This window comes from Synechococcus sp. CS-1329, from assembly GCF_025128055.1.
GTDB lineage: Bacteria > Cyanobacteriota > Cyanobacteriia > PCC-6307 > Cyanobiaceae > Regnicoccus_A.
Window position 1 is genome coordinate 24,939 of record NZ_JAHLYS010000030.1, and the last position, 22,359, is coordinate 47,297.

Annotated in this window: 24 protein-coding genes; 13 read left to right on the plus strand and 11 right to left on the minus strand. The window is 67.5% G+C overall.

The genetic code is table 11. The annotated features are described in order from the left end of the window. The first annotated feature begins 98 nt into the window (after positions 1-98). Genes KQ304_RS05985 through KQ304_RS05995 form a run of 3 tightly spaced genes read left to right on the plus strand, consistent with a single transcriptional unit; the run spans position 99 to position 1,557 of the window. Positions 99-515 (plus strand): YqjD family protein, encoded by a 417-nt coding sequence (locus KQ304_RS05985; protein WP_259736200.1) that lies wholly within the window; start codon positions 99-101, stop codon positions 513-515. Continuing rightward, a complete protein-coding gene (locus KQ304_RS05990) occupies positions 512-925 on the plus strand; it encodes a phage holin family protein (protein ID WP_259736201.1) in 414 nt (137 codons plus the stop codon). The genes KQ304_RS05985 and KQ304_RS05990 overlap by 4 nt, the downstream gene beginning before the upstream one ends. Continuing rightward, a complete protein-coding gene (locus KQ304_RS05995; protein WP_259736202.1) occupies positions 922-1,557 on the plus strand; it encodes a hypothetical protein in 636 nt (211 codons plus the stop codon). Before KQ304_RS05990 ends, KQ304_RS05995 begins: the two co-directional genes overlap by 4 nt. On the opposite strand, the gene KQ304_RS06000 is transcribed toward KQ304_RS05995, so the two are convergent. Together KQ304_RS06000 and KQ304_RS06005 are read right to left on the minus strand one after the other, a co-directional pair. Continuing rightward, a complete protein-coding gene (locus KQ304_RS06000; protein WP_259736203.1) occupies positions 1,554-3,188 on the minus strand; it encodes an alpha-amylase in 1,635 nt (544 codons plus the stop codon). The genes KQ304_RS05995 and KQ304_RS06000 overlap by 4 nt on opposite strands. A 72-nt stretch (positions 3,189-3,260) precedes the next feature. Then, positions 3,261-4,436: a class I SAM-dependent RNA methyltransferase gene (locus KQ304_RS06005; protein WP_259736204.1), complete on the minus strand. Its 1,176-nt coding sequence runs from the start codon at positions 4,434-4,436 to the stop codon at positions 3,261-3,263. Positions 4,437-4,981: 545 nt separating this feature from the next. On the opposite strand from KQ304_RS06005, the gene KQ304_RS06015 reads away from it, so the two are divergent. From KQ304_RS06015 to KQ304_RS06030, 4 genes are all read left to right on the plus strand, one after another. Next, positions 4,982-5,941 carry a hypothetical protein gene (locus KQ304_RS06015; protein WP_259736205.1) on the plus strand — a complete coding sequence of 320 codons (960 nt, stop codon included), beginning with the start codon at positions 4,982-4,984 and terminating at the stop codon, positions 5,939-5,941. 117 nt (positions 5,942-6,058) lie between these two features. Further along, positions 6,059-6,769 (plus strand): MotA/TolQ/ExbB proton channel family protein, encoded by a 711-nt coding sequence (locus KQ304_RS06020; RefSeq protein WP_259736206.1) that lies wholly within the window; start codon positions 6,059-6,061, stop codon positions 6,767-6,769. Beyond that, positions 6,744-7,253: a hypothetical protein gene (locus KQ304_RS06025; protein WP_259736207.1), complete on the plus strand. Its 510-nt coding sequence runs from the start codon at positions 6,744-6,746 to the stop codon at positions 7,251-7,253. The genes KQ304_RS06020 and KQ304_RS06025 overlap by 26 nt, the downstream gene beginning before the upstream one ends. Beyond that, complete coding sequence (locus KQ304_RS06030; RefSeq protein ID WP_259736208.1) at positions 7,244-7,840, plus strand: hypothetical protein; 597 nt, start codon at positions 7,244-7,246, stop codon at positions 7,838-7,840. Before KQ304_RS06025 ends, KQ304_RS06030 begins: the two co-directional genes overlap by 10 nt. 111 nt (positions 7,841-7,951) lie before the next feature. Here the strand turns inward: KQ304_RS06030 and KQ304_RS06035 are convergent, their stop codons facing one another. Beyond that, the gene (locus KQ304_RS06035; protein ID WP_259736209.1) at positions 7,952-8,434 is read right to left on the minus strand and encodes a hypothetical protein; all 483 of its coding nucleotides are present in this window, start codon (positions 8,432-8,434) and stop codon (positions 7,952-7,954) included. 138 nt (positions 8,435-8,572) lie between these two features. Between KQ304_RS06035 and KQ304_RS06040 the strand changes: the two genes are divergently transcribed. The 4 genes from KQ304_RS06040 (at position 8,573) to KQ304_RS06055 (ending at position 13,641) form a co-directional block, all read left to right on the plus strand. Continuing rightward, on the plus strand, positions 8,573-9,556 hold the full coding sequence (locus tag KQ304_RS06040; protein ID WP_259736210.1) for a J domain-containing protein: 984 nt from the start codon (positions 8,573-8,575) through the stop codon (positions 9,554-9,556). 170 nt (positions 9,557-9,726) lie between these two features. Next, complete coding sequence (gene hemB, locus KQ304_RS06045) at positions 9,727-10,728, plus strand: porphobilinogen synthase (protein ID WP_259736211.1); 1,002 nt, start codon at positions 9,727-9,729, stop codon at positions 10,726-10,728. Positions 10,729-10,792: 64 nt separating this feature from the next. Continuing rightward, positions 10,793-11,227 carry a VOC family protein gene (locus tag KQ304_RS06050; protein ID WP_259736212.1) on the plus strand — a complete coding sequence of 145 codons (435 nt, stop codon included), beginning with the start codon at positions 10,793-10,795 and terminating at the stop codon, positions 11,225-11,227. Then, positions 11,224-13,641, plus strand: a complete 2,418-nt coding sequence (locus tag KQ304_RS06055) for an endonuclease MutS2 (protein WP_259736213.1) — start codon at positions 11,224-11,226, stop codon at positions 13,639-13,641. Before KQ304_RS06050 ends, KQ304_RS06055 begins: the two co-directional genes overlap by 4 nt. 21 nt (positions 13,642-13,662) lie before the next feature. Here the strand turns inward: KQ304_RS06055 and KQ304_RS06060 are convergent, their stop codons facing one another. Further along, positions 13,663-14,931 carry an ABC transporter ATP-binding protein gene (locus KQ304_RS06060; protein WP_259736214.1) on the minus strand — a complete coding sequence of 423 codons (1,269 nt, stop codon included), beginning with the start codon at positions 14,929-14,931 and terminating at the stop codon, positions 13,663-13,665. A 67-nt stretch (positions 14,932-14,998) separates the two neighbouring features. On the opposite strand from KQ304_RS06060, the gene cgtA reads away from it, so the two are divergent. Continuing rightward, positions 14,999-15,991: an Obg family GTPase CgtA gene (gene cgtA, locus KQ304_RS06065; RefSeq protein ID WP_259736215.1), complete on the plus strand. Its 993-nt coding sequence runs from the start codon at positions 14,999-15,001 to the stop codon at positions 15,989-15,991. 95 nt (positions 15,992-16,086) lie between these two features. Here the strand turns inward: cgtA and KQ304_RS06070 are convergent, their stop codons facing one another. From KQ304_RS06070 to KQ304_RS06085, 4 genes are all read right to left on the minus strand, one after another. Beyond that, positions 16,087-16,305 (minus strand): Calvin cycle protein CP12, encoded by a 219-nt coding sequence (locus KQ304_RS06070; RefSeq protein WP_259736216.1) that lies wholly within the window; start codon positions 16,303-16,305, stop codon positions 16,087-16,089. Between the two features lie 89 nt (positions 16,306-16,394). Continuing rightward, on the minus strand, positions 16,395-18,359 hold the full coding sequence (abc-f, locus tag KQ304_RS06075; RefSeq protein WP_259736217.1) for a ribosomal protection-like ABC-F family protein: 1,965 nt from the start codon (positions 18,357-18,359) through the stop codon (positions 16,395-16,397). Continuing rightward, positions 18,356-19,018, minus strand: a complete 663-nt coding sequence (locus tag KQ304_RS06080; RefSeq protein ID WP_259736218.1) for a DUF2301 domain-containing membrane protein — start codon at positions 19,016-19,018, stop codon at positions 18,356-18,358. The genes abc-f and KQ304_RS06080 overlap by 4 nt, the downstream gene beginning before the upstream one ends. Then, positions 19,015-19,986 carry a glutathione S-transferase C-terminal domain-containing protein gene (locus KQ304_RS06085; protein WP_259736219.1) on the minus strand — a complete coding sequence of 324 codons (972 nt, stop codon included), beginning with the start codon at positions 19,984-19,986 and terminating at the stop codon, positions 19,015-19,017. The genes KQ304_RS06080 and KQ304_RS06085 overlap by 4 nt, the downstream gene beginning before the upstream one ends. A 90-nt stretch (positions 19,987-20,076) precedes the next feature. On the opposite strand from KQ304_RS06085, the gene KQ304_RS06090 reads away from it, so the two are divergent. Continuing rightward, entirely contained in the window at positions 20,077-21,015 is a 939-nt protein-coding gene (locus tag KQ304_RS06090) for an aspartoacylase (protein ID WP_259736220.1), read from the plus strand. Between the two features lie 11 nt (positions 21,016-21,026). On the opposite strand, the gene KQ304_RS06095 is transcribed toward KQ304_RS06090, so the two are convergent. From KQ304_RS06095 to KQ304_RS06105, 3 genes are read right to left on the minus strand one after another with little or no spacing between them, the layout of a single operon-like run. Then, complete coding sequence (locus KQ304_RS06095; RefSeq protein ID WP_259736221.1) at positions 21,027-21,479, minus strand: hypothetical protein; 453 nt, start codon at positions 21,477-21,479, stop codon at positions 21,027-21,029. 52 nt (positions 21,480-21,531) lie between these two features. After that, complete coding sequence (locus KQ304_RS06100; RefSeq protein WP_259736222.1) at positions 21,532-21,861, minus strand: hypothetical protein; 330 nt, start codon at positions 21,859-21,861, stop codon at positions 21,532-21,534. A 45-nt stretch (positions 21,862-21,906) separates the two neighbouring features. Then, positions 21,907-22,044, minus strand: a complete 138-nt coding sequence (locus tag KQ304_RS06105; RefSeq protein ID WP_259736223.1) for a hypothetical protein — start codon at positions 22,042-22,044, stop codon at positions 21,907-21,909. Positions 22,045-22,359 lie beyond the last annotated feature (315 nt).

The window sequence follows — 22,359 nt, forward strand, 5'->3', positions numbered from 1 at the left end:
CAGGCCCGCGTGCGGTGCTGAGCACTCAGAACCTAGCGGACCTGCTGACGATCTCAAGCCCCTACCTATCGTGGGAGCCACAGTCCCCGTGGAATGTCATGGAAACCGAAATTCCCACCGTCAGTCGTGATCGCTTCCGCGAGCGCTTCGACGCCCTGCTGCCCACCATCCAGCGGGAGTGGCCCCAGGTGGCCCGCGAAACCCTCGAGGCCACCCGCGGCAGTCTTGATGAGGTGGTGTCGGTGATTGCCAAGCAGACCGGCCGTACCGCCAGTAGCGTGCAGGAGCAACTGCTCGAGCTGGTCCATGTGGCGGGCGACCGCACCCGCGACCTGGTGGATCGCATCGGCCCGCTGGAGGAGCAGCTGGAGCATCTGCTCGATGACCTCAACACCAGCCTGCGGCCCCGCATCGAGAAGCCCGTGCGTGATCGCCCCCTGCTGGCGGTGGGCGTGGCGGCGGCGGTGGGTCTGATCGCCGGGTTGCTGCTGGCTCCGGGCCGGCGCTCCTCATGAGTTCAGCCGACGATGAGCGCCGGGGGCGGCGCTCCAGCGGCGCCGGTGCGGGTCGGGTGGCGGCGGGTCGGGTCACGGCTCTGGTGACCTCGGTGATGGACCTGCATGTGCGCATCGCCCTGCAGGAGGTGGACCAGGAGAAGCGGCGCCTGATCAGCGGGGGCGTGCTGCTGGCGGCCGGCGGCACGCTGATGCTGCTGGCCTCGGTGGCCGGCCACGTGGCCCTGGTGCTGTGGCTGCACCAGAGCTTCGGCTGGGCGTGGCTGCAGGCGGTGCTGCTGCTGCTGATGGGTGATCTGGTGCTCTCAGGTGTGCTGCTGCGCATCGGCGGTCACCTGATCAGTGGCCCCTATCTGCCCCAGACCACGGCCGGACTGAGCAAGACCACCCGCGCTCTGCTGGGCCGATGAGCCCGAAGCCGTTCCCCAGCTCCAGCCACGCGTCTGGAGAGCTGGAGCAGCAGCAGGACGTGCTGGATTTGCCGCAGCATGAATCAGCGGAGCAACGGCGCCAGGACGTGTTGCTCACGGAACTCTGGTGTCAGATGCTGATCGATTGCCACGACCTGGCCGCGGCACTGCCCGAGGAGCTGCCGCCGGAACCGGTGCCCAGACGGATCTGGAGCAGCCTGCGCCGCGAGTCGGTGCCCAGTGCCACCAGCCTGGCGCGGCTCTCAGCCGAGATCCGCGCCGAATTGCGCCTGCAGACCGGCTGCGCCTGCGGCTTCCACCACCTGCAGCAGATCGGCTACGCCGATGTCTGCGAGCGGGCCAACCAGCTGCAGGAGGCTGGGGATGAGGGCTCCTACCTCGGCGGCTGCCTGCTGCTGCTGCTCTCCCTGGTGCTGAGCCTGCCCCCCAGCGAAACGATGGTGGCTCAGCTCAGCCAGCACTACAGCAATGCCGACGCCGATCTGGAGCGCAGCGAGCAATTCCTCTTCGAGCTGATCCTCTCGCTGCTGGCCCGCCACGCCCAGGAGCTGCTCCAGGCCGCCCCGGAGCCGGACAACGGGGACGAGGCCCAGGGCCTGGCCCTGAATTAACCCTGCGGCAGGGCCTCAGCCTCCACCCAGACCGAGACCGAGCCGCCCTGACAGCGAAACTCTGCCCAGCCCTCGCCGTTGCTGCTGATCAGCTCAACCACGTGGCCGGTGAGATCGCGGAAGAGGGTGTGGGGTTGGCCCACCTCCATCCACTTGCTCCCCGCCGGGCCGGCGCTGAGCAACACGGCCATGGCCCGGGGATGCTCCTGGCTGCCGAGGCGGGTCCAGCCGATCGTGTGAACATGATCGAAATAGTCGTACTGGTCGCCGTAGGCGAACAGGTTGCGGGCCAGCAGCAGCTTGTCGAGGATGGCGCGGTGACTGTCGAGCCGGATCTCATAGGTGTTGCCGTCGCGGCCCTTGTCGATGTAGTGGGCTCCGTAGTAGTCGGGATGGAAGATGCAGGGATAACCTTCCCGGCGCAATAAGATCATCGCGTAGGCCAGGGGCTTGAACCAACTCTCCACCACCGATTCCAGGGCCTGCAGCGGTTGGGTGTCGTGGTTCTCCACAATCGTGACCGCCAGCAGTGGCATCTCCTTCATCAAGGTGCCGTCAAGGATGGTGCGCATGTCAAAGGCTTCGCCGCCGCGGCTGGCCCGGTGGAAGTTGTTGTGCAGTGGGGCATCGAACAGGCTGAGCTTGCCGTTGGTGTTGGCGGCGTACCAGCTCAAGGTGGCCAGGTCGTAGGTCCAGTATTCGCCCACCACAAAGAGATCACGCTTGGCGTAGGTCTCCAGATGCTCCACCCATTCGCCGAAGAAATCACTGCTGATGTGCTTGATCGCATCCAGGCGAAAGCCGTCGACACCCACATGATCCAGCATCCACTCGCCCCAGCGCTTGAGCTCCTCGCGCACCTCGGGGTGATTGATGTCCAGATCGCAGCCCATCAGATAGTCGTAGTTGCCGCTCTCCAGATCGACATTGCCATCAAAGTCCTTGCCCTTGATCCGCCAGATCGCCTGGGTGCCTGGATCCAGGCTGTTGTCATCCACTGCATCGAAGTGCCACCAGTGCCAGTCCATGCTGGAGTGGCGCTTGTTGCGGGCCGGGAAGTTGAATCCCGTCCAGGAGCGGATCCCCCTGGCCTCCCCCATGGTCTGGTAGCGATCGGAGGGGCTGCAGGGAATGGCCTCGAAGTCTTCTTCGAAATCAGCTGCCATCTTGTGATTCAGCACGGCGTCGGCATAGATCTCAATGCCATGGTCGTGGCAGCTCTTGATCGCCGCCATCAAGTCATCCTTGGTTCCATATTTGGTGGCCACAGTGCCTTTCTGGTCGAATTCACCGAGGTCGTAGAGGTCGTAGGTGCCGTAGCCCACGTCGTTGGCGCCAGCGATCCCCTTGCTGGCTGGTGGCAGCCACAGGCCGGTGATGCCCAGCTTGGCGAGGGCTGGCGCTTCGGCCAGCAATCGGCTCCAGTGGCCCCCATCGGCCGGGGTGTACCAATGGAACCACTGCATCATCGTGCCGTTGTATTCGCCGGCGCCTTTCTTGCTGAGCAGATCTTCGCTGTGGGAATTGAGCCAATCCTTGAGCAGGGTGATGGCGGCCTCCGCCGCATCCTGCGCCGGATCGCTCTCGGCCTCGAGAACAAGATCCCTCAGTTCAGCAAAGATGGGGTCCATGGGTTAAAAACTGTCCAACGCAATCCTATTCCCGTTTGCGAGGGTGATCTGCACTCCTGGATCAATCCTGGGTCAGTGGATCTCGTACTTCAACCAGCGGCAATCGATGCCGCCATTGCTCACCGGAAGGCGCCGACTGGCCTTCATCCGCAGGGCGCCGGTCAGTTCCGGGTTGCCGCTCAGCAGCCAGAGGGTCCAGCCGGAGCAGCGCTGCTTGACCATGGCGCCGAGATCGGCATAGAGCGGCTCCAGGTCTTCGCCGGCGCCGAGGCGCTCGCCATAGGGCGGATTGCAGACGATCACTCCCGGCGTCTCGGGCGGCACGAAGTCGCGGCAGTCGCCGCCCTGCAACTCCAGCCACGGAGCCACCCCAGCCGCCTCCGCGTTCGCCCGGGCCTGCTCCAGCACCCCCGGATCCCGCTCCATGCCAACGATCGGCGCCACGGGGCTGCCGTCCGCCAGCTCCTGGCGGGCCAGGCCGGCGGCTGCCGCCGATTCCCGCTCCCACAGCTCGGCATTGAAATCGGCCCAGCGCTGCAGGGCGAGGGTCCGAGCAGGGGTGCGCCCCAGCGCAGCGCAGGCCGCCTCGATCAACAGGGTGCCGGAACCGCAGAGGGGGTCGGCCAGGGGCACGTGCCCATCCCAGCCGGTGGCACGGATCAGGCCGGCCGCCAGGTTCTCCTTCAGCGGCGCCAGACCCATGGCCGCCCGCCAGCCGCGCCGGTGCAGGCTGCCGCTTGAGCCATCCAGGCTGAGCACGGCCTCATTGCCGGCGCGCTGGCCGCGGGCGCCACCACTGGCGCGGCCGAGGTGCAGGTGGAGGCAGAGGTCGGGGGCTTCGAGGTCGATCGAGGAGCGCTCCCCCCAGTGCTGCCGCTGCAGATCCACCAGGGCGTTCTTCACCTGCAGGGCAGTGAAGTGGCTGTGGGTCAGCCCGGGGGCGGTGCCGCTCACCTCCACCCGGAAACTGCGCTGGGGAGGGAGCCAGTGGTTCCAGTCGGCGGCCGCCTGGACACCGGCATAGAGATCCTGGGGGCTGTCGCAGGGGAAACGCCCCAGCTGCCGCAGGATGCGGAAGGGCAGCAGGGCCCGCAGGTGCAGCCGGTAGAAGCAGGCGAGATCGCAGCGAAACGCCACCGCACGCCGCAGGGGCTGCACCGCCTCAGCTCCGAGCTCGGCCAGTTCGGCGGCACCCAGCTGCTCAAGTCCCGGCGGCAGCACGGCGATGCAAGTGAACGGAGCGGGCATGGGTCCGGCGAGGGGGGGATGGTGTTCGGTCATGCCCACCCTGCCGGGCCACGGCCGTTCCCGGCCTGAGGTGCCATGATCAACAGGTCCGTCCTTGGGCGGACTAGGTGACTCACACCAGTGCTTCGGACAGCGGTTCGATTCCGCTCAGCTCCATTCCCCGCCTCGGCGGCTTCATCGGGGGGCTGCAATGGTTTCGACGGGGTAAGAGGAGGGTGACTGAAGCCTGCTCGGTAAGAGCAAATCCGTAACAGCGAACAACATCGTTGCTTTCTCCCGTCAGCCCGCCCCTGTGGCCGCCTGACTCCTTAGGGAGATGGGGTAAGTCAGCCTTATCACCCAAATGACTCACGGGGGGCTGGAAGGCCCCCTTCCTTTTGGATAAAGCTGAGAGGCGCCCATCTCGGTTTGTGTTGTCGGGTCCTTCGCAGGAGAGCGGCTCAGAGCAGCCCCGATGTCGCCGATACTGCTGGGAGATCGGTAATGAATCCGCATGATTCGTGATGGCTCGCGGGAACTCTGAGGCAGCAGCGGCGAACGAGCTCATGGCGGAGCGATTCGGCCGTCTGCTGCGCAGCCTCAAGGAGACCTATGGATGGTCGGCCATTCGCTCCATGCCAGCCCAGGATCTGATCGTGCTGCTGACGCGATCCAGCCGCAGCGATGAGGATCACGTGGCGGTCGATGCGTTTGGACCCTGGATTCAGCTGGGGCTGCTGGACCTGCTGTCGGCGCCTCCACGGCAACGCCAGGGGCACTGGAGAAAGCTGTCGGCGGACCTCGGCAGCCCCGCCGCTGTGCTCGAGGCTTCGGCGCAGCGGATGGATCGTGTTCTGGCGCTCTCCCGTGCTGATCGGCGCGACCTGCCAACCCCCGCGGCCGTGGCCGCGGATCATTCACCCAGCGCTCCCGCTGGGCGGATCATGCCCCTGTTGATCGGGGCCGGCGTGCTCGGCATGGCGGCCGGTCTGGCGCTGACCATCCAGATCGGTCGTTACCGGCAGGAAGTGATCCGTCAGCAGCAGGCCAGCCGCGAACAGAAGGCGGAGCTGGATCGCGTCAAGCGCCAACTCTCCCAGCGCGACCAGGCGGCCGGCCGCTCTGGCTCCGAATCCCCGAGGCGCTCGCTCGCCCCTGAGGCTCTGCCAACACCAGCCTTGCCTGAAGGGGCTCCCGATCCCCCTGTGCCAGAGCCTTCCCCCTCCCCCACCAGGGCTTCTGGCGAGCCCGAGATCCCCCGATGGAGCGGCTGCGAGCCGGTGGCGGCCGGCAGCGGGGCGAGCCCCCAGCCCGGTGATCTCTGGTGGCCGGTGGTGGGCCCTCTGACCTCCCTGGAGGCGGTCCGCCGTCACTGCCGCGCGGATGCCTTTCGAAACAGAGATGGAAACACGCAGGTGGCCAGCTTTCGCGATCGCTCGGCGGCGACGGCCTTCGCCGACCAGCTCAGCGCCGACCCTCAGCACCCCTACACCTTCTACGTGGGTGAGTCCACTCGCTACGACTGAACCATGCCCACGAATCGAGCGTCACCCTCTGCCGCCAGGGAGCTGCTGCAGCTCCCCCCGCGCCGTTGGATCCGATCCAATAGCTTCACTTCGATCCTGATCGGAGCCACAGCCACGGTGGTGATCGCGATCATTCTTTTCCCGCTGCGATCCAGCCCTCTGGGGGCCTTCTTCCTGGGCCGCGGCCTGACCCAGCCGTTCACCCTGGCCATTGCCATCACGGTGGCCCATTACTGCCTGCTGCGGCTGCTGCGCAGCGGCCGTGAGCGCCGCCTGGTGGGTCGTGACTGGATCCCCTACGGCATGGCGAACCTCCGCCCCAGCGATGAGGACATCCAGATCCTGCTGGGCCTGATGGGTGGTCGAGACACGCTGATCGGCAACCGCCTGGCCCGGTTGCTGATGTGTTTCAGCGATTCAGGTTCCAGGGCGATTGCCCGTGAATTGCACCAGGACGACACGGCCCTGACCCAGGCCGAGATCGAGGACAGTTTCCTGGTCACCCGCACCATGATCTGGGTGCTGCCGATGCTGGGTTTTCTCGGCACGGTGCTGGGCATCTCCGTCTCGATCGGTGGTTTCTCCGGCTTGCTGGCCGATGTCACCGACCTCTCGAAGGTCAAGGCCGGTCTGACTCAGGTCACAGGGGGGCTGTCCACGGCCTTCGATACAACCCTGCTGGGGATCATCTGGGCGGTGGCCTGCATGGTGCTGATGAGCGTGGCCGAGCGATCGGAGTACCGGCTGGCCGGGGACCTCGAGGCGACCATCAATGACGACCTATTCCCTCGACTGGCACAGGATGAGACGACCGCGGCGAAGCTCTAGGAACGGGGTTGATCTGATCGGCTTCCTCGACATCCTCAGTGCGGTGATGGTGATCGTGCTGCTGGTCATCTCCGTGCTGGCCCTCTCCATCGGTGTGCAGGGAACCAGCCAGGTTCCAGTTGATTCGCCGGCTCCTGCCAGTCCTGTGGAGTCCGCGCCAGCGCAGGCCAGGCCTGCCGTACCGCGGGTGGAGATCAGCACGGTGGATGGGCGGGATGTCACGGCATCCACGGCTTTTCTGCTCTGCAGAGGGGGGCTGTTGGAGCAATTCGACCCGAGCACAGGTCAGAGGATCGGGGTCTGGAGCCTTGGCTCTGACAGCGCCGCCGGGGTGGCCCGCGAGTTGGCGGCTGCCAACATCTACCTGGCTGTGGCGGGATCCTGTTTCCCTTCCCTCGACGCGCTGGTGGAGGCGTTCCGAGCCAATGGGTCGCAGCTGGGTTATGAGCCCATCGGGGAAGACGCCGTGCTGCCATGGGAGTGAAACGTCAGGCAAGGCGGCGCTCTGGTGGAGCGGAGCTGAGCTTCGACAGCCTGATCGACGTGTTCATGAACGTCCTGGGCGTTCTGATGATCACCGCTGTGGTGCTTGCCCTGGCGACCCCTGGGCAGCAGAGCCGGCCCCAACCCCAGGCGCCATCGCCGCCGCGCAGCACGCCTGCAGAGCCGGAGCCGGACGTTCCAGCGGTCCGGCTCTCCTTGCCCCAGGTGCAGAACGCGTCCACACGACCGCTCTATCTGTTGATCACAGGGGATGGAATCCGGCCCTTCTCCACCGATGATCTCGAGACTGTCGATCGTTATTTTGTATCCAGAGATCTGGGATCAAGTCTGGAGCTGCAACCGATCCCCGGCCGCGTGATGGGTGAGGCTGAATTGCGTTCATGGCTGCGCCAGCACGACTCTGGCCTTCGTCACGTCACCGCAGCGATCACACCGGAGGGCATTCGCTATTACAGGCAGGTGCGCACGATCGCTGCAGAAGAGGGCTTCCGCTCGGGTTGGTTGAACCACCAGGGAGACTCCGTGATCCTCGGCAGCAGTGGCCGAACCGGATCTCTGGTTCAGTGATTCGAGGAGCTGCTCACGGGGGTTCAGGGCTGTGGTGTTGAACCTGAAGGTGACCTGAACCTCAGAACTGAATCAAGAATCAGGTGCAGCGGTTGTCAGCGTGCCATCGCTTCAGCGGCTGCTGCTGCCAGCGGTGGCTTTCGTTTTGAAGCCACTCCAGATCGCCAGTTCCTCAATGGTCAACAGGCCCTCCCGGCGCTCACCATCGAGATCCCAGGTGGGGAAGGCGCGGATCTTGGCCGCCTGGCAGCGTTCCCGCCCGGCCTGCTCCTTGTCGCATTCCACATAGGGGAGACGCCGGCCCGCTTCGGTACCAAACAGGTTCTTCTGGTGGAAGCAGTGGGGGCACCACCAGGCGCCGTAGAAGATGGCCCCGCGGCTGCGCAGATGCTCCACCAGCGCCTTCTGCTCCGCCGTCGAGGGGCTCACCGCTTCCCCGAGGCTGCCGCTGGTGCTGCCCGCTGCATTGCCGCCGCGGGCCAGGGCTGGCTGGCGGCTGCTGCCGGCGGCCCCCACCAGCACCAGGCTCAGGCCCATCAGCGCCAGGGACAGCAGCCGGGTGGCTCGCCGGTGGCGGGAGGTGGCGATGGGCATGGAATTCCCAGACTCAGGTGCTGCAGAGGCTAGGGGTGCGTTCGGGCTTCCGCCCTTTCTGGGACCACCCCTTGGAGCCTTTGGCTGGGACACTGGGTCCCTGATGTGTCCACCGCGTTAACCAGTGAGATTGCCTCGATGAGTGCCAACGGCTACCGCGACTACTTCAAGGTGCTGGGCGTCGAGCGCAGCGCGGATGCCGATGCGGTCAAGCGCTCGTTCCGCAAGTTGGCCCGTCAGTACCACCCGGACGTGAACCCCGGTGATGCCACCGCCGAGGCCAAATTCAAGGAGATCAGTGAGGCCTATGAGGTGCTCTCCGATCCCGACAAACGCCAGCGCTACGAGCAGTTCGGTCAGTACTGGAGCCAGGCCGGGGCTGCTGCAGCTCCGGGCTTCGATGTGGATTTCGGCCGCTACGGCAACTTCGACGAATTCATCAACGACCTGCTCGGCCGCTTCGGTGGTCCCCAGGCCAGTTCCGGTTTCGGGGCGGGCCCCGGCGGCTTCGGATTCTCCGGTGGTTTCCCCGGCGGCTTCCCCAGTGGTTTCGGCGGACCGGCGACGGGTCGCGGCGGCACTCTTAACCTGGATGCGGAAGCCACCATCAGCCTCAGCTTCGCCGAAGCCTTCCGCGGCTGTGAGCGCACCCTGGCTGTCAATGAGGAGCGGGTGCAGGTGCGCATCCCAGCGGGGGTGCGCAGTGGCAGCCGTCTGCGGCTCAAGGGCAAGGGCAACCTGCAGCCCGGCACCGGTCGCCGCGGCGATCTCTACCTCAACCTTCAACTCCAGAATCATCCGATCTGGCGCCTGGATGGCGATCAGCTCAGTGCCGACCTGCCCCTCAGCCTCGATGAGCTGGCCCTCGGCGGTGAGGTGAGGGTGGCCACCCCCGATGGCGAAGCCACCGTGCAGGTGCCGGCGGGTGTGGCCCTGGGTCGCAGCCTGCGGCTCAAGGGCAAGGGCTGGCCCACCAAGGAAGGCCGTGGTGATCTGCTGCTCAGCCTCAGCCTCAAGCTGCCCGAGAGCTTCAGCGACAACGAGCGTCAGCTGCTGGAGAAATTGCGCGAGGCCCGCAGCCTTGACCCCCGCCATGAGTGGATGCGGGCGGCCCAGCTCTGATCGCCACGATCTGAATACCATCCTCTGAATTCTCACCATTCCAGATTGTTCTGGTTTGGTTAATCTTTGGCGACGCTCGATCACTTCCCTGGGAAGATTGCCGACCCCATGCGATGGCCCATGGGAGGCGGAAGCCTGGGCTCTAGGATGGTTTCAGGTGATTCGATTGCATGGAGCTGTCCTACCGTCCGCGGCGTCTGCGCCGCACACCGGCGCTGAGGGCCATGGTGCGCGAGTTTCAGCTGAGTCCGGCGGATTTCATCCTGCCGCTGTTCGTTCATGAAGGCGCCAGCAACGAGCCGATCGGCGCCATGCCCGGGGCCTTCCGCTGGAGCCTGGAAGGGCTGGTGGAGGAGGTGGGCCGTGCCTGGGATCTCGGCATCCGCTGTGTGGTGCTCTTCCCGAAGGTGGCCGATGGCCTCAAGACCGAAGACGGGGCTGAATGCTTCAACGAAGGTGGCCTGATTCCTCGAGCGATCCGGCGGCTCAAGCAGGACCATCCCGGCATGGCGATCATGACCGATGTGGCCCTTGATCCCTACTCCTGCGATGGCCATGACGGCATCGTCAGCACCGACGGGGTGGTGCTCAACGACGAGACTGTGGCGATCCTCTGCCGCCAGGCCGTGGCCCAGGCCAGGGCCGGCGCTGATCTGATCGGCCCCAGCGACATGATGGACGGTCGCGTGGGCGCCATCCGCGAAGCCCTCGATGAGGAGGGGTTCGAGCATGTGGGGATCATCAGTTACACCGCCAAGTACGCCTCCGCTTACTACGGCCCCTTCCGCGAAGCCCTCGATTCCGCCCCTCGCACCGACTCCAGCAAGCCCATCCCCAAAGACAAGAGCACTTATCAGATGGATCCGGCCAATGGCCGCGAGGCCCTCACCGAAGCCCTGCTGGATGAGCAGGAAGGTGCCGACATTCTGATGGTCAAGCCCGGTCTGGCCTACCTCGACATCATTCACCGCCTACGCGGCGAAACCGAACTGCCGATCGCCGCCTACAACGTCAGTGGTGAATACGCCATGGTCAAGGCGGCCGCCGAGCGGGGCTGGATCGATGAGCGGGCGGTGGTACTGGAAACCCTGCTCTGCTTCAAGCGGGCCGGGGCTGATCTGATCCTCACCTACCACGCCTGCGAGGCCGCCCGCTGGCTGCGGGAGGGCTGATGCCGGTGCGGCGGCACCTGGGCCCATCCGCCGATCACAATGGCGCCAACGACAGGGAACGGCGATGGCCGTGCAGCGACTGGGCCATGTGGCCGTGCGAGTTCAGGACATGGACCGGGCCAAGGCCTTCTATGAGGCCCTCGGTCTGAGGGTCACCTGGGAGGCCGAGGACTGGACCTACCTCCAGTCGCCCGACTCCGGCGATGGCATCGCCCTGCTGGCCCCCAGCTACCGCCAGGCGGGCCCCCACTTCGCCTTTCACTTCGAGGACCGCGCCGGTGTGGATCGGGTCCATGCCCAGCTGGAGGCCAGCGGCCACCGGGTCGGGCCCGTCCATGACCACCGTGATGGCACCGCTTCCTTTTACCTGCAGGATCCCGAGGGCAACTGGCTGGAGATGCTCTACGAGCCCCCCACCGGCATCGCCTCCAACACCGGAGCGGCGGTGATTCCGCTCCAGGCCCGGGCCCGGGCCGCTGGAGGGCCGGAGCCGGTTTGAGCCCCTCCGCCCTGACGGCGATCGCCGCTGAAGCCCTGGAGCTGCTCGAGTGGCAGCGGCTCGGTCAGCACCTGGCCAGCTTCGCCAGCACCACGGCCGGCACGGCCCACTGCCGGGCCCTGCCCCTGGCCGCCGACCGCGCCGAGAGCTTGCGCCTGCTGGCGGAAACCAGCGAGCTGCTGGGCCTCGATGGCCTGATCGAGGGCGGGCTCAGTTTCCAGGGGGCCGCCGATCTCACTGGCACCTTGCTCCACTGCGCCAAGGGGGGCACTGCCGGCGGCGAGGACCTGCTGGCGGTGGCCTCCACCCAGGCGGTGGCCCGCCGCCTGCGCCGGCAGATCGAGGCCCCGGAACTGCGCCCCGTCTGCAGCCAGCTGATGGCCGAGCTGCGTACCCTGCCGGAGCTGGAGCAGCGCCTGCGCTTCTGCCTGGAGGAGGGAGGCCGGGTGGCGGACCGTGCCAGCCCTGAGCTGGCGGGGGTGCGCCAGCAGCTGGCTGGCCTGCGCCAGCAGCGCCGCGATCGCCTTCAGGAGTTGATGCGCCGCCAAGGAGGCCTGCTGCAGGACAGTGTCGTCGCCGAGCGCAACGGCCGCCCGGTGCTGGCGGTGAAGGTGACGGCCGCTTCCCAGCTGCCGGGCCTGGTGCACGACAGCTCCGCCTCGGGCAGCACCGTGTTCATCGAGCCCAAGGCCGTGATTGGCCTCGGCAACCAGATCCGCGAACTGGAGGGGCGGGAGCGCCAGGAGGAGTGGAAGGTGCTCGCCGGCCTCAGTGCCCTGGTGGCCGAGGAGGCGCCAGCCCTGGAGGAGCTGCATCGGGTGCTGGTGGCCCTCGACGGGGCCCTGGCCAGGGCCCGCTATGGCCAGTGGCTGGGGGCCGTGCGGCCGGAGCTCTCCGCCGACCCCCAGGCGCCGCTTCTGCTGCGGGACCTGCGCCATCCGCTGCTGCTCTGGCAGGAGCGCCGCGGCGGCGAGGCCCCGGTGGTGCCCGTCACGGTGTCGGTGGGGGCGGAGTTGCGGGTGGTGGCGATCACCGGCCCCAACACCGGCGGCAAGACCGTGACCCTCAAGAGCGTGGGTCTGGCGGCCCTGATGGCCCGGGCCGGACTGTTCCTGCCCTGCTCGGGCACCCCCCGCCTGCCCTGGTGCTCCCTGGTGCTGGCTGACATCGGTGATGAGCAGTCGCTGCAGCAGAACCTCTCCACCTTCAGCGGCCATGTGCGCCGCATTGCCCGCATCCTTGAAGCCCTCGAGGCCCCCCCGGCCGCTGGCGCCACCCTGGTGCTGCTCGACGAGGTGGGCGCCGGCACCGATCCCACCGAGGGCACGGCCCTGGCCATCGCCCTGCTGCGCCATCTGGCGGAGCGGGCCCGGCTCACCATCGCCACCACCCACTTCGGCGAGCTCAAGGCGCTCAAGTACGCCGACAGCCGCTTCGAGAACGCCTCGGTGGCCTTCGACAGCGACAGCCTCTCCCCCACCTACCACCTGCAGTGGGGCATCCCCGGCCGCAGCAACGCCCTGGCGATCGCCAGCCGCCTGGGGCTGGATCCTGGGGTGATCGCCGAGGCCAATGGCCTGCTGGCGCCCAGAGGCGAGGGGGAACTGAATCAGGTGATCCGCGGCCTCGAAGATCAGCGCCGTCGTCAGCAGGAGGCAGCCGAGGAGGCGGCGGCCCTGCTGGCGCGCACTGAACTGCTGCATGAGGAACTGCTGCAGCGCTGGCAGCAGCAGCAGGAGCAGTCGGTGGAACTGCAGGAGCAGCGGCGCCAGGCCCTGGAGCACTCGATCCGCGACGGGCAGCAGGAGGTGCGCCGCATCATCCGCCGCCTGCGCCAGGGCGGCGGCGATGGGGAGCGGGCCCGCCAGGCGGGTGTCCGCCTCAAGCAGCTCCAGGTGGAGCATTCGCCCCAGCCCCAGCGCCGGAGCCCCAGCGGCTGGCGGCCGGTGGTGGGGGAGCGCATTCGCCTGCTCTCCCTGGGCAAGGCGGCCCAGGTGCTGGAGATCAGCGCCGATGGCCGTGAACTGAGCGTGCGCTGTGGTGTGCTGCGGCTGCAGGTGGAGCTTTCCGGCATCGAGAGCCTGCAGGGGGAGAAGCCCGTTCCGCCTGAGGCCGCTCAGCCTGTGGTCGAGGTGCGCGCCAGCGGGCGCCACCTGGGGGGTTCAGGCCCCCAGGTGCGCAGCGAGCGCAACACCGTCGATGTGCGCGGGATGCGGGTGCATGAGGCGGAAGCCGCTGTGGAGGAGCAGCTGCGCAACGCCAATGGACCGCTCTGGGTGATCCACGGCATCGGCACCGGCAAGCTCAAGCGCGGTCTGCGTCAGTGGCTGGCCAGCGTGCCCTGGGTGGAGCGGGTCAGTGATGCCGAGCGCGGCGACGGCGGCCAGGGCTGCAGCGTGATTTGGCCGAAATGATCGGCAGCCACGGGCAGGGCTTCAGCTCAACTCCGGCAGCACCACCTCCATCTCCTCCTGGTGACCCCTGGCGCCACTGGGCTCGGGCCTGGGCAGGGCCTCGCCGTTGGCTTCAAAGAAGCGCCATCCCCTGGGATCGATCTCCAGGTGAATCGTCTGCCCGGTCTCCAGGCGCTGGCCCGGGTCGGTGCGCACCTGAATCAGATGGCTGCCCTCGATCAGGCGGCAACTGATCAGCACTTCGTTGCCGAGGGCTTCGAGGTGGGTGATCTCTGCCGTCAGGTTGCGGTTGGTGGCGGGCGCCAGCTTGAAATGCTCCGCCCGCAGCCCGGCCGTGAGGCTGACGCTGCCATCAGCACGGCCCCCGGCGGCGGCGCGGGCTTCGAGGGCCTGGGCCATCTCCCCTTCCACCAGAAAGCGTCGGCCGGCCAGCTGAATCTGATCGGCGCCGGCCTGCTCCACCGGCAGCAGGTTCATGGGCGGGCTGCCGATGAACTGGGCCACGAACAGGTTGGTGGGGTGCTCGTAGAGCTCCATCGGCGTTCCCAGCTGCTGCAGGCGTCCCTGGTTGAGCACGGCGATGCGGTGGCCCATGGTCATCGCCTCCACCTGGTCGTGGGTGACATAGAGGGTGGTGATGCCCAGCTGCCGCTGCAGCGCCACGATCTGGGCCCGGGTGCCGGTGCGCAGCTTGGCGTCGAGGTTGCTGAGCGGTTCATCCATCAGAAAAACCTTTGGCTCACGGGCAATGGCCCGGCCCAGGGCCACCCGCTGCTTCTGGCCGCCGGAGAGCTCCTTGGGCAGGCGATCGAGCAGGGGGGTGAGCTCCAGTTGTTCCGCCACCGCCTTGATCCTCGCCTCGATCCGGCGCTCCCGCTCGGAGGGGACCCGCAGTCCGGCGGGCAGGCGCCGTGTGAAGCGGTGCAGTCCGTCCTGCAGTTCCTGGAGGCTGCTTCTGCTGCGGCTGCGCCGCAGCCCGAAACCGATGTTGTCGGCCACGCTCAGGTGGGGGTAGAGGGCGTAGCTCTGGAACACCATCGCCACATCGCGCTGGGCCGGCCGCAGCCCGCTCACGGCGCGCTCCCCCACCCGGATCTCGCCGCTGCTGGGGGTTTCGAGGCCCGCCAGAATGCGCAGCAGGGTGCTCTTGCCGCAGCCCGAAGGCCCCACCAGCACAAGGAATTCACCGTCGTGCACGGTCAGATCCAGCTGCCGCAGCACCTCCACCGGCGCACCCCCCCGCCGGGGGGGGAAGGTCTTGCAGACCTTCTGGAAGCGCACCTCAGCCAAGATCAGCCCTCCGACGGGCCGATCCTAGGGTTGAGGCCCCATCTGGCCCAGTCCCTGCGGTCTTCCCTTGCAGTTCATTGATCAAGCCCGCATCGCGGTCCAGGGTGGCCGCGGCGGAGATGGCATTGTTGCCTTCCGCCGTGAAAAGTACGTGCCTGCCGGTGGTCCCTCCGGCGGGGATGGCGGCCATGGCGGCACCGTCTGGCTCGAGGCCGACCCGAACCTGCAGACCCTGCTCGACTTCAAATACAGGCGGCTGTTCGAGGCTCCGGAAGGACGCCGCGGCGGGCCCAACAGGCGCAGTGGCGCCGGTGGCGACGACCTGGTGATCCGGGTGCCCTGCGGCACCGAGGTGCGTCTGCAGGAGAGCGAGGTGCTGCTCGGTGACCTCACCGAACCGGGGGACCGGCTGCGGGTGGCGGCCGGGGGCCGTGGTGGCCTCGGCAATGCCCACTACCTCAGCAACCGCAACCGGGCGCCTGAGAAATTCACCGAGGGCAAAGACGGCGAGGAACGCCAGCTGCAGCTGGAGCTGAAGCTGCTGGCGGAGGTGGGCATCATCGGCCTGCCCAACGCCGGCAAGAGCACTCTGATCAGCGTGCTCTCCGCCGCCAAGCCCAAGATTGCCGATTACCCCTTCACCACCCTGGTGCCCAACCTGGGGGTGGTGCGCCGCCCCAGTGGCGATGGCACCGTCTTCGCCGATATCCCCGGCCTGATCGCCGGCGCGGCCCAGGGGGCCGGCCTCGGCCACGACTTCCTGCGCCACATCGAGCGCACCCGCCTGCTGGTGCACCTGGTGGATGCCTCCAGCGCCGATGTCACCCAGGACCTGGCGGTGGTGGAACAGGAGCTGGTGGCCTACGGCCATGGCCTCGATCAGCGCCCCAGAATCCTGGCCCTCAACAAAAGTGAGCTGCTGCTGCCCGATCAGCTGGAGGCTGCCCGCGACGCCCTGGCTGCCCTCTGGGGTGGTGAGGTGCTGCTGATCTCGGCGGCCACCAACTCAGGCCTCGACCTGCTGCTGGCCGAGGTCTGGAAGGAACTGGGGATCCAGTGAATGTCAACGGCCCAGGACAGGGTTCAGATGAGGCCATGAAAAAACCCCCCAATCGGGGGGACGTGGCCATCAGGCCAGCCGTTGGTCAGATCTGATCAGTCGTCGTAGACCCGGCACTCGGGGGCTTCGGGATTGAGATCGCAGTAGACCTCGAGGGCATTGGGATCGCGATCGTCTTCAGGGTGATGCGATTTGTATTCCTCAAGGGACTTGAGCTCGTCTTCGAGATGGCGCACCTTCGCCTCGTTGCCGACGGCCTTGGCCGTTTCGATCTCGATCTGATCCTTGCGGATGTGCTCGTCGATGGAAGTCATAGGAAGGCCGGCCTTCGGCTACCGGAGCTGTTCACAACCACCATACGGGGCTCCTTCAGCGCCCTGGGGGCAATGTGATCCGGCGCTGATCAAGCGACCAGCTCACTGAGCTCCAGCCAGCGTTCCTCAGCGTGCTCGATGCGCTCCAGCAGGGCAGCCAGGTCGTGGGTGAGGCCCTCGAGGCGGGCGTAGTCACCGCCGGCACCGCCTGCCAGCTTCTGCTCCAGCTGCGCCCGCCGCGCCTCCCACTCCGGCAGCGACCGCTCCAGTTCCTCCAGCTCCCGGTTTTGCTTGAAACTGCGCCGCCTGGGCGCTGGGGCTGCTGGGGTCTGGGTCGGCGGGCCCTTGGCTGCCGGCATCCGGGCTGCTGGTGCTGGCGCTGCTGTCGTGGCCGTGCCCGCTCCGGCGCCCGCGGCCACCCGCTCCAGGTAGGCGCTGTAGTTGCCTTCATGACGTTTGAGCTCTCCGTCTTCAAAGCAGAACAGCCGATCGACGGTGCGATCGAGGAAGTAGCGGTCGTGGGAGACCACCACCACACAGCCGCGGAAATCCTCCAGGAAGTCTTCGAGCACCGTGAGGGTGTGCACATCGAGATCGTTGGTGGGCTCATCCAGCAGCAGCACGTTGGGGGCGCTGATCAGCAGCCGGCAGAGGTAGAGCCGCCGTCGCTCACCGCCGGAGAGTCGCCCGATCGGGCTGTGCTGCTGGGCGGGGGGGAACAGGAACCGCTCCAGCAGCTGGGAGGCACTGACCGACGCCCCATCCACTTCGATGCGACTGGCCTCCTCCTGCACGTAATCGAGCAGTTTGCGCTCCATTCCCCGGCCGCTGGAGAGCCCTTCGGCCTGCTGATCGAAGTAGGCCAGCCGCACCGTGCTGCCCAGCTCCAGGCTCCCCTGCTGGGGCTGGCGGCGGCCGGCGATCAGATCGAGCAGGGTGGATTTTCCCGACCCGTTGGGGCCGATGATCCCCACCCGGTCCTCGGGGCTGAAGTCGTAGCTGAAATCGCGCAGCAGGGCCGGCCCGGACGCTGAGGTCCCGTCAGCGGCGGCGGGACCGCCGCTGGGTTCAGCCCAGACGCTGAGGTGCTCGGCCGTGATCGCTTTCTTGCCCAGGCGGCGGTGGGCGGTGGCCAGGCTGAGTTGGCCCTTGCTCTGACGTTTCGGGGCCTCCTGCATGGCCTCGATCCGCTGGATCCGGGCCTTCTGTTTGGTGCTGCGGGCCTGGGGACCACGGCGCAGCCACTCCAGCTCCCGCCGCAGGGCGCCCTTGAATTTGGCGGCGCTGGCCGCTTCGATCGCCTCCTCGTCGGCCTTGGTCTGCAGGTAGGCGGCGTAGTTGCCGGGGTAGTTGCGCGCCACGCCCCGGTCCACCTCAACGATGCGCCTGGCCACCCGGTCGAGCACATAGCGGTCGTGGGTGATCAGCACCAGGGCGCCGGGGAAGCGCTCCAGTTGCCCCTGCAGCCATTCGATGCAGAGAGCGTCGAGGTGGTTGGTGGGTTCATCGAGCAGGAGCACATCGGGTTCGGCCACCAGGGCCGCGGCCAGGGCCAGCCGTTTGCGGAAGCCGCCGGAGAGGTCGCCCACCCGCCGGTGCACATCGCTGATGCCCAGACGCTCCAGCACCTCATGGCACTGTTGCTCCAGGCTCCAGGCGTTGGCCTGGTCCATGCGCTCCTGCAGGTCGCTGAGCTCCCCGAGCAGGGCCTGGTTGCTGGGGTCGTCGGCCAGGCCCTGGCTCACTTCGGTGAAGCGGCGCAGCAGCGCCATCTTCTCGCCGCTGTCCTCGAACACCTGCTCCAGCACGGTGCGCTCGGGATCGAGTTCTGGCTCCTGGGCCACCATCACCACCTTCAGCCGTCCGGAGCAGCGCCGCTCCCCTTCTCCGGGGGGCTCCAGGCCCGCCAGCAGGCGCAGCAGGGTGGATTTTCCGGCGCCATTGGGGCCGATCAGCCCCAGGCGGTCGTGCTCCTGCAGGTGCAGGTCGAGATCTTCAAAGAGGGTGCGAAGGCCGAAGTCCTTGCTGACCCCCACCAGGCTGATCAGGGTCACGCTTGTGAGGGAGGTCTCTGACTCTCCAGGTAAGCAAAGACACTTTTATCGCCCACATCGGCGGCCGCCTGCATCGGGAATTTGCGCAGGGTCAGGATCAGCAGCAACGCCGCTTCGATGGCCAGCAGGGTGAAGGTGGTGCGCTCATCGAGTAGGCCCACCAGGCGGCCCAGCAGCGCCACCGGCAGCAGCAGGGTCACCCCCACGGCTTCGGGCCGCTGGAAGCAGAAGAATTCCTTGAAACCCACCCCCGCCAGGGCGGCGAAGAAGGGTCCCACTGCCCAGATCCAGCGGGAGTCGGCCGCCAGGGTGTCGAGCATGGCGCCCTGGCCCACCAGCAGCGCCAGGGCCACCCCACCGGCACAGCCCAGCAGCCAGAACAGCTGCAGGGCCCGGTGCAGCGGGCGCAGGTAGATGTGAATCCAGCGCAAGGCCAGCCCCAGGCCCACGGCCATCAGCACCAGCCAGGGCCAGAGCCCCTGGCTGCCCCAGTTGGCCCACTGCAGCAGCAGGCCCGCCTGGGCCAGTGCCACCCCCAGCAGGGCCAGGCGGTAGCCGAGCACCTCGCGGCGATCCAGGTCCGTGATCGTGAACGGTCCGTAGACCCCCTCGAACACCGGATCGCTGGGGCTGCCCTCGGGTTGTGATCGATCGGTCATGGCTGGGGTCGCTCGGGAGCTGGGCCTGCCACCAGTGTGGCCAGATCCGCCCCCGCCGGAACGATCCCTGAGGGGTGCAGGGGAAAGAGGGCGCCGAAGTAGTCATTGCGCCAGGAGTCTGGAAAGCAGGTGGCTGCCACCCCGGGGAGGGCATGGAGGCGGGCACGCCAGGCCATCAGGGCCGGAAAACTCCAGAGCGGGCGCCGGCTGCAGCCGAACAGGGGCGCATAGACCAGCTCCAGGCGGATCAGGGTGGGGAAGAGGACCACATCCGCCAGGCTCAACCGCTCGCCGCACAGCCACGGCCCCTGCTGCTGCAGGGCGGCCTCCGCGGCCTCGAGGCTCGCGAACAGTTCGGCTTCAGCGCGGTCGTAAGCGGCCTGGTTGCGGGCGAACCCGCAGCGGTAGACCCCATCGTTGACCGTGTTCTGAAACCGCTGCCGCCAGTGGCTGATCGCCTCCAGCTGGCCCTCGGGAAGGAGATTCGGTGCCCCCTCTGGCGCGGGCCAGCGGTTGAGCAGTTCGATCACGCGGGCGCTCTCGTTCACCAGGATCCGGCGGCCGGGACGGTCGTAGAGGGCGGGCACGGTGGCCCGGGCCTTCGGGTCGCCGCCGCTGCGTCGGTAGAGCTCCACCAGGGCGCTGGCCCCCTCGTAGGGAGTGTCGAAGCGCCAGCGGCCCGCCCTGGGATCGGGCTCCGCCACCACCAGCTCCAGGCTGCCGGCGAGCTGGCGCAGGCTCCACACCAGCCAGGCCCGGTGGGCCCAGGGGCAGCTGCGCCCCACGATCAGCCCATGGACGCCCCTGGAGGCCGCGCTGGCAGGCAGCTCCGGGGTGGCGGCGAAGGCGCTCTCAGGCCGCCGGTAGTGGCCGGCGGCGTCCGCTGGTCCCAGACCCTTCATCAGCTGCTGCCACTGGCAGCGCCAGGCAGCGCGCACGCTGGCCACCAGCAGGGGGGGTACGGCCATGACAGTCTCCGGCGCAGGTCACAACTCTGGCCCGCGGCGGCCAGACGCTGCGCCAGGCTGAGCGCCGATCCGATCCGCAGGAGGGTGGCGATGGGCGCGGCAGAGGTTCTGGTGGTGGCCGGCACCCACGGCAATGAGCGCAATGCTCCCTGGTTGCTGGAGCACTGGCTGGCCCATCCTGCCGCCCTTGGGGCCTCCGGACTGGCTCTGCAGCTGGTGATCGGCAATCCAGGCGCCCTCGCGGCAGGACGGCGCTACCTCGATCGCGACTTGAACCGTTCTTTCACCAGCGCTCTGCTGGAGGGCCACGGTCCGGCGGATCGGGAGGTGCAGCGGGCCCGGGAGTTGCTGGCCCTGCACGGACCGGCCGGATCGCAGCCCTGCGCCCTGGTGCTCGACCTGCACAGCACCACCGCCGCCATGGGCAACTCCCTGGTGGTTTATGGGCGGCGGCCCGCGGACCTGGCCCTGGCGGCAGGGATCCAGGGGTTGCTGGGTCTGCCGATCTACCTGCACGAGGCCGATGCCAGCCAGCAGGGGTTTCTGCTGGAGCGCTGGGCCTGCGGCCTGGTGATCGAGGTGGGCCCGGTGCCCCAGGGGGTGGTCAATGCCACCGTCTGCCATCAGACCCAGCTGGCTCTGGAGGCCGCCCTGGCGGTGCTGGCCTCCGCCCGGCGGGGAAATCTGGTCCTGCCTCGGGGCCTCAGCGTGCACCTCCACCAGGGCAGCCTTGATCTACCGCGCCACGACGATGGCCGCCCGGCCGCCTGCCTGCATCCCCTGCGCCAGCATCGCGACTGGCAGATGATCCGTCCTGGCGATCCCCTGTTCATCACAGCGGGCGGTGAAACCCTTCGCTACGAGCCCAGCGACCCTGAGCCGCTCTGGCCGGTGTTCATCAACGAGGCGGCCTACGGCGAAAAGGGCATTGCCCTCAGCCTCACCCGACGGGAGCGCTGGCCTTGCCAGGACTCCTGGGTGGAGAGCCTGCAGCAGCTTGCGGCCGGACTGCTCGCTGCCTCGCTTTGAGACGCCTGGATTCAGAGGGCAGGTGCGCCAGGGTCAGCGTTGTCGAACCCAGGCTCAGGAGTTGCTGGCAACTGCCGGGGAAGTGGCTGGGGAGGCAGGTCAGCAGAGCGAGGGGCTCCGTTGTAGATGACCCTCACCACGGAGCGGCCATCGGCTGAGACTTCGATCTCGCTCTCGGATGTGGGTGCCAGCCCCAGGACCTGCCAGCCGGGAGGTCCCCCCAGGAAGCGGAAGATGTAGCCCCCGGCGTCGCCCTTGACCAGGCAGTCGCCGCCGCCTCGGTTGTACATGCAGCCATCCGGCCTGTAAACGCTCAGGCCGCCATTGAGACGCTCGGCATGCATGCGAGCCACATTGGTGGCCCGCTGGCGGGTGAATGGGAACAGCTCGTAGCTGTCCTGGGCCAGGGTTGGCCTGGCCGCCAGCAGTGCCAGGCAGGCCGAGAGAGCGAGGAGTGGACGCATGACTCTGACGATGGATCAGCTGTGTGCGGCTCTGGGGTGCCCTGTGTCCAGATCAGCCACAGGCCCAGGTGCCCTGCTCCTGAGTGCAGGGCAGGTCCGTGGAACTGCCATCGGCCCAGTAGATCCTCAGGCGATCGTCCTGGCTGCCCATGCGGAAGGTGAGTGATTTGACCACTCCAGCGGGGGGCTTGCCGGCGGGGTCAGCTGGATCGGGGCGCGCCGGACTGGCCAGGCGCTGCTCAATCTGCTGGAGGCGCTGCTCCAGTTGCTGCAACCGCTGGCTCTCTTTGGTCGGGGTGCTGGGGCAACCGGCCAGACCCAGTGCAAGCACAGCCAGGCCTCCGGCGAGAAGCGGTCTTGTGGCGCGTGAACGCAGGGGCATCGCCGTGGCGGCTCGAATGGGGACTCCGAACACTTAGCAGCGCTTTCAGGCGTTGACCAGGCGCTCGCTCCAATAAATAACGGCACCGAGGCTCTCCAGCTGGAGGCGGCGCCGGCGCACCTGATTGACAGGAAGGGTTTCTGTTGAGCGGTTACCGCCCAGATCCCAGCAGATCAGGACCATGGGTTCACCATCTCGAAAGGTCTGAAGAAAACCTTAAGCGCGACTGGTGTCCGTCGGTACCGATTGCCCTGCAAATGTCGCGAAGGCAACACCTGCTCCATGGCCTCACGGCTCCAGCGCGTCCGGAGCGGCTCCCTGCCCCGGCCCCGCTGCCAACCCGCAGCAAACCTTAATGAGTTCATACATCCCGCAATGGTCTGTTACATTGAGTCAGGCGAAGGGCTTTCGGGCCCACCAGCTGGGATTTCCCCATCTGGATTTCGTTCTACTTAACCGACCCCTTCGGGGGCCACTACCCACGCTCTCATGACCACC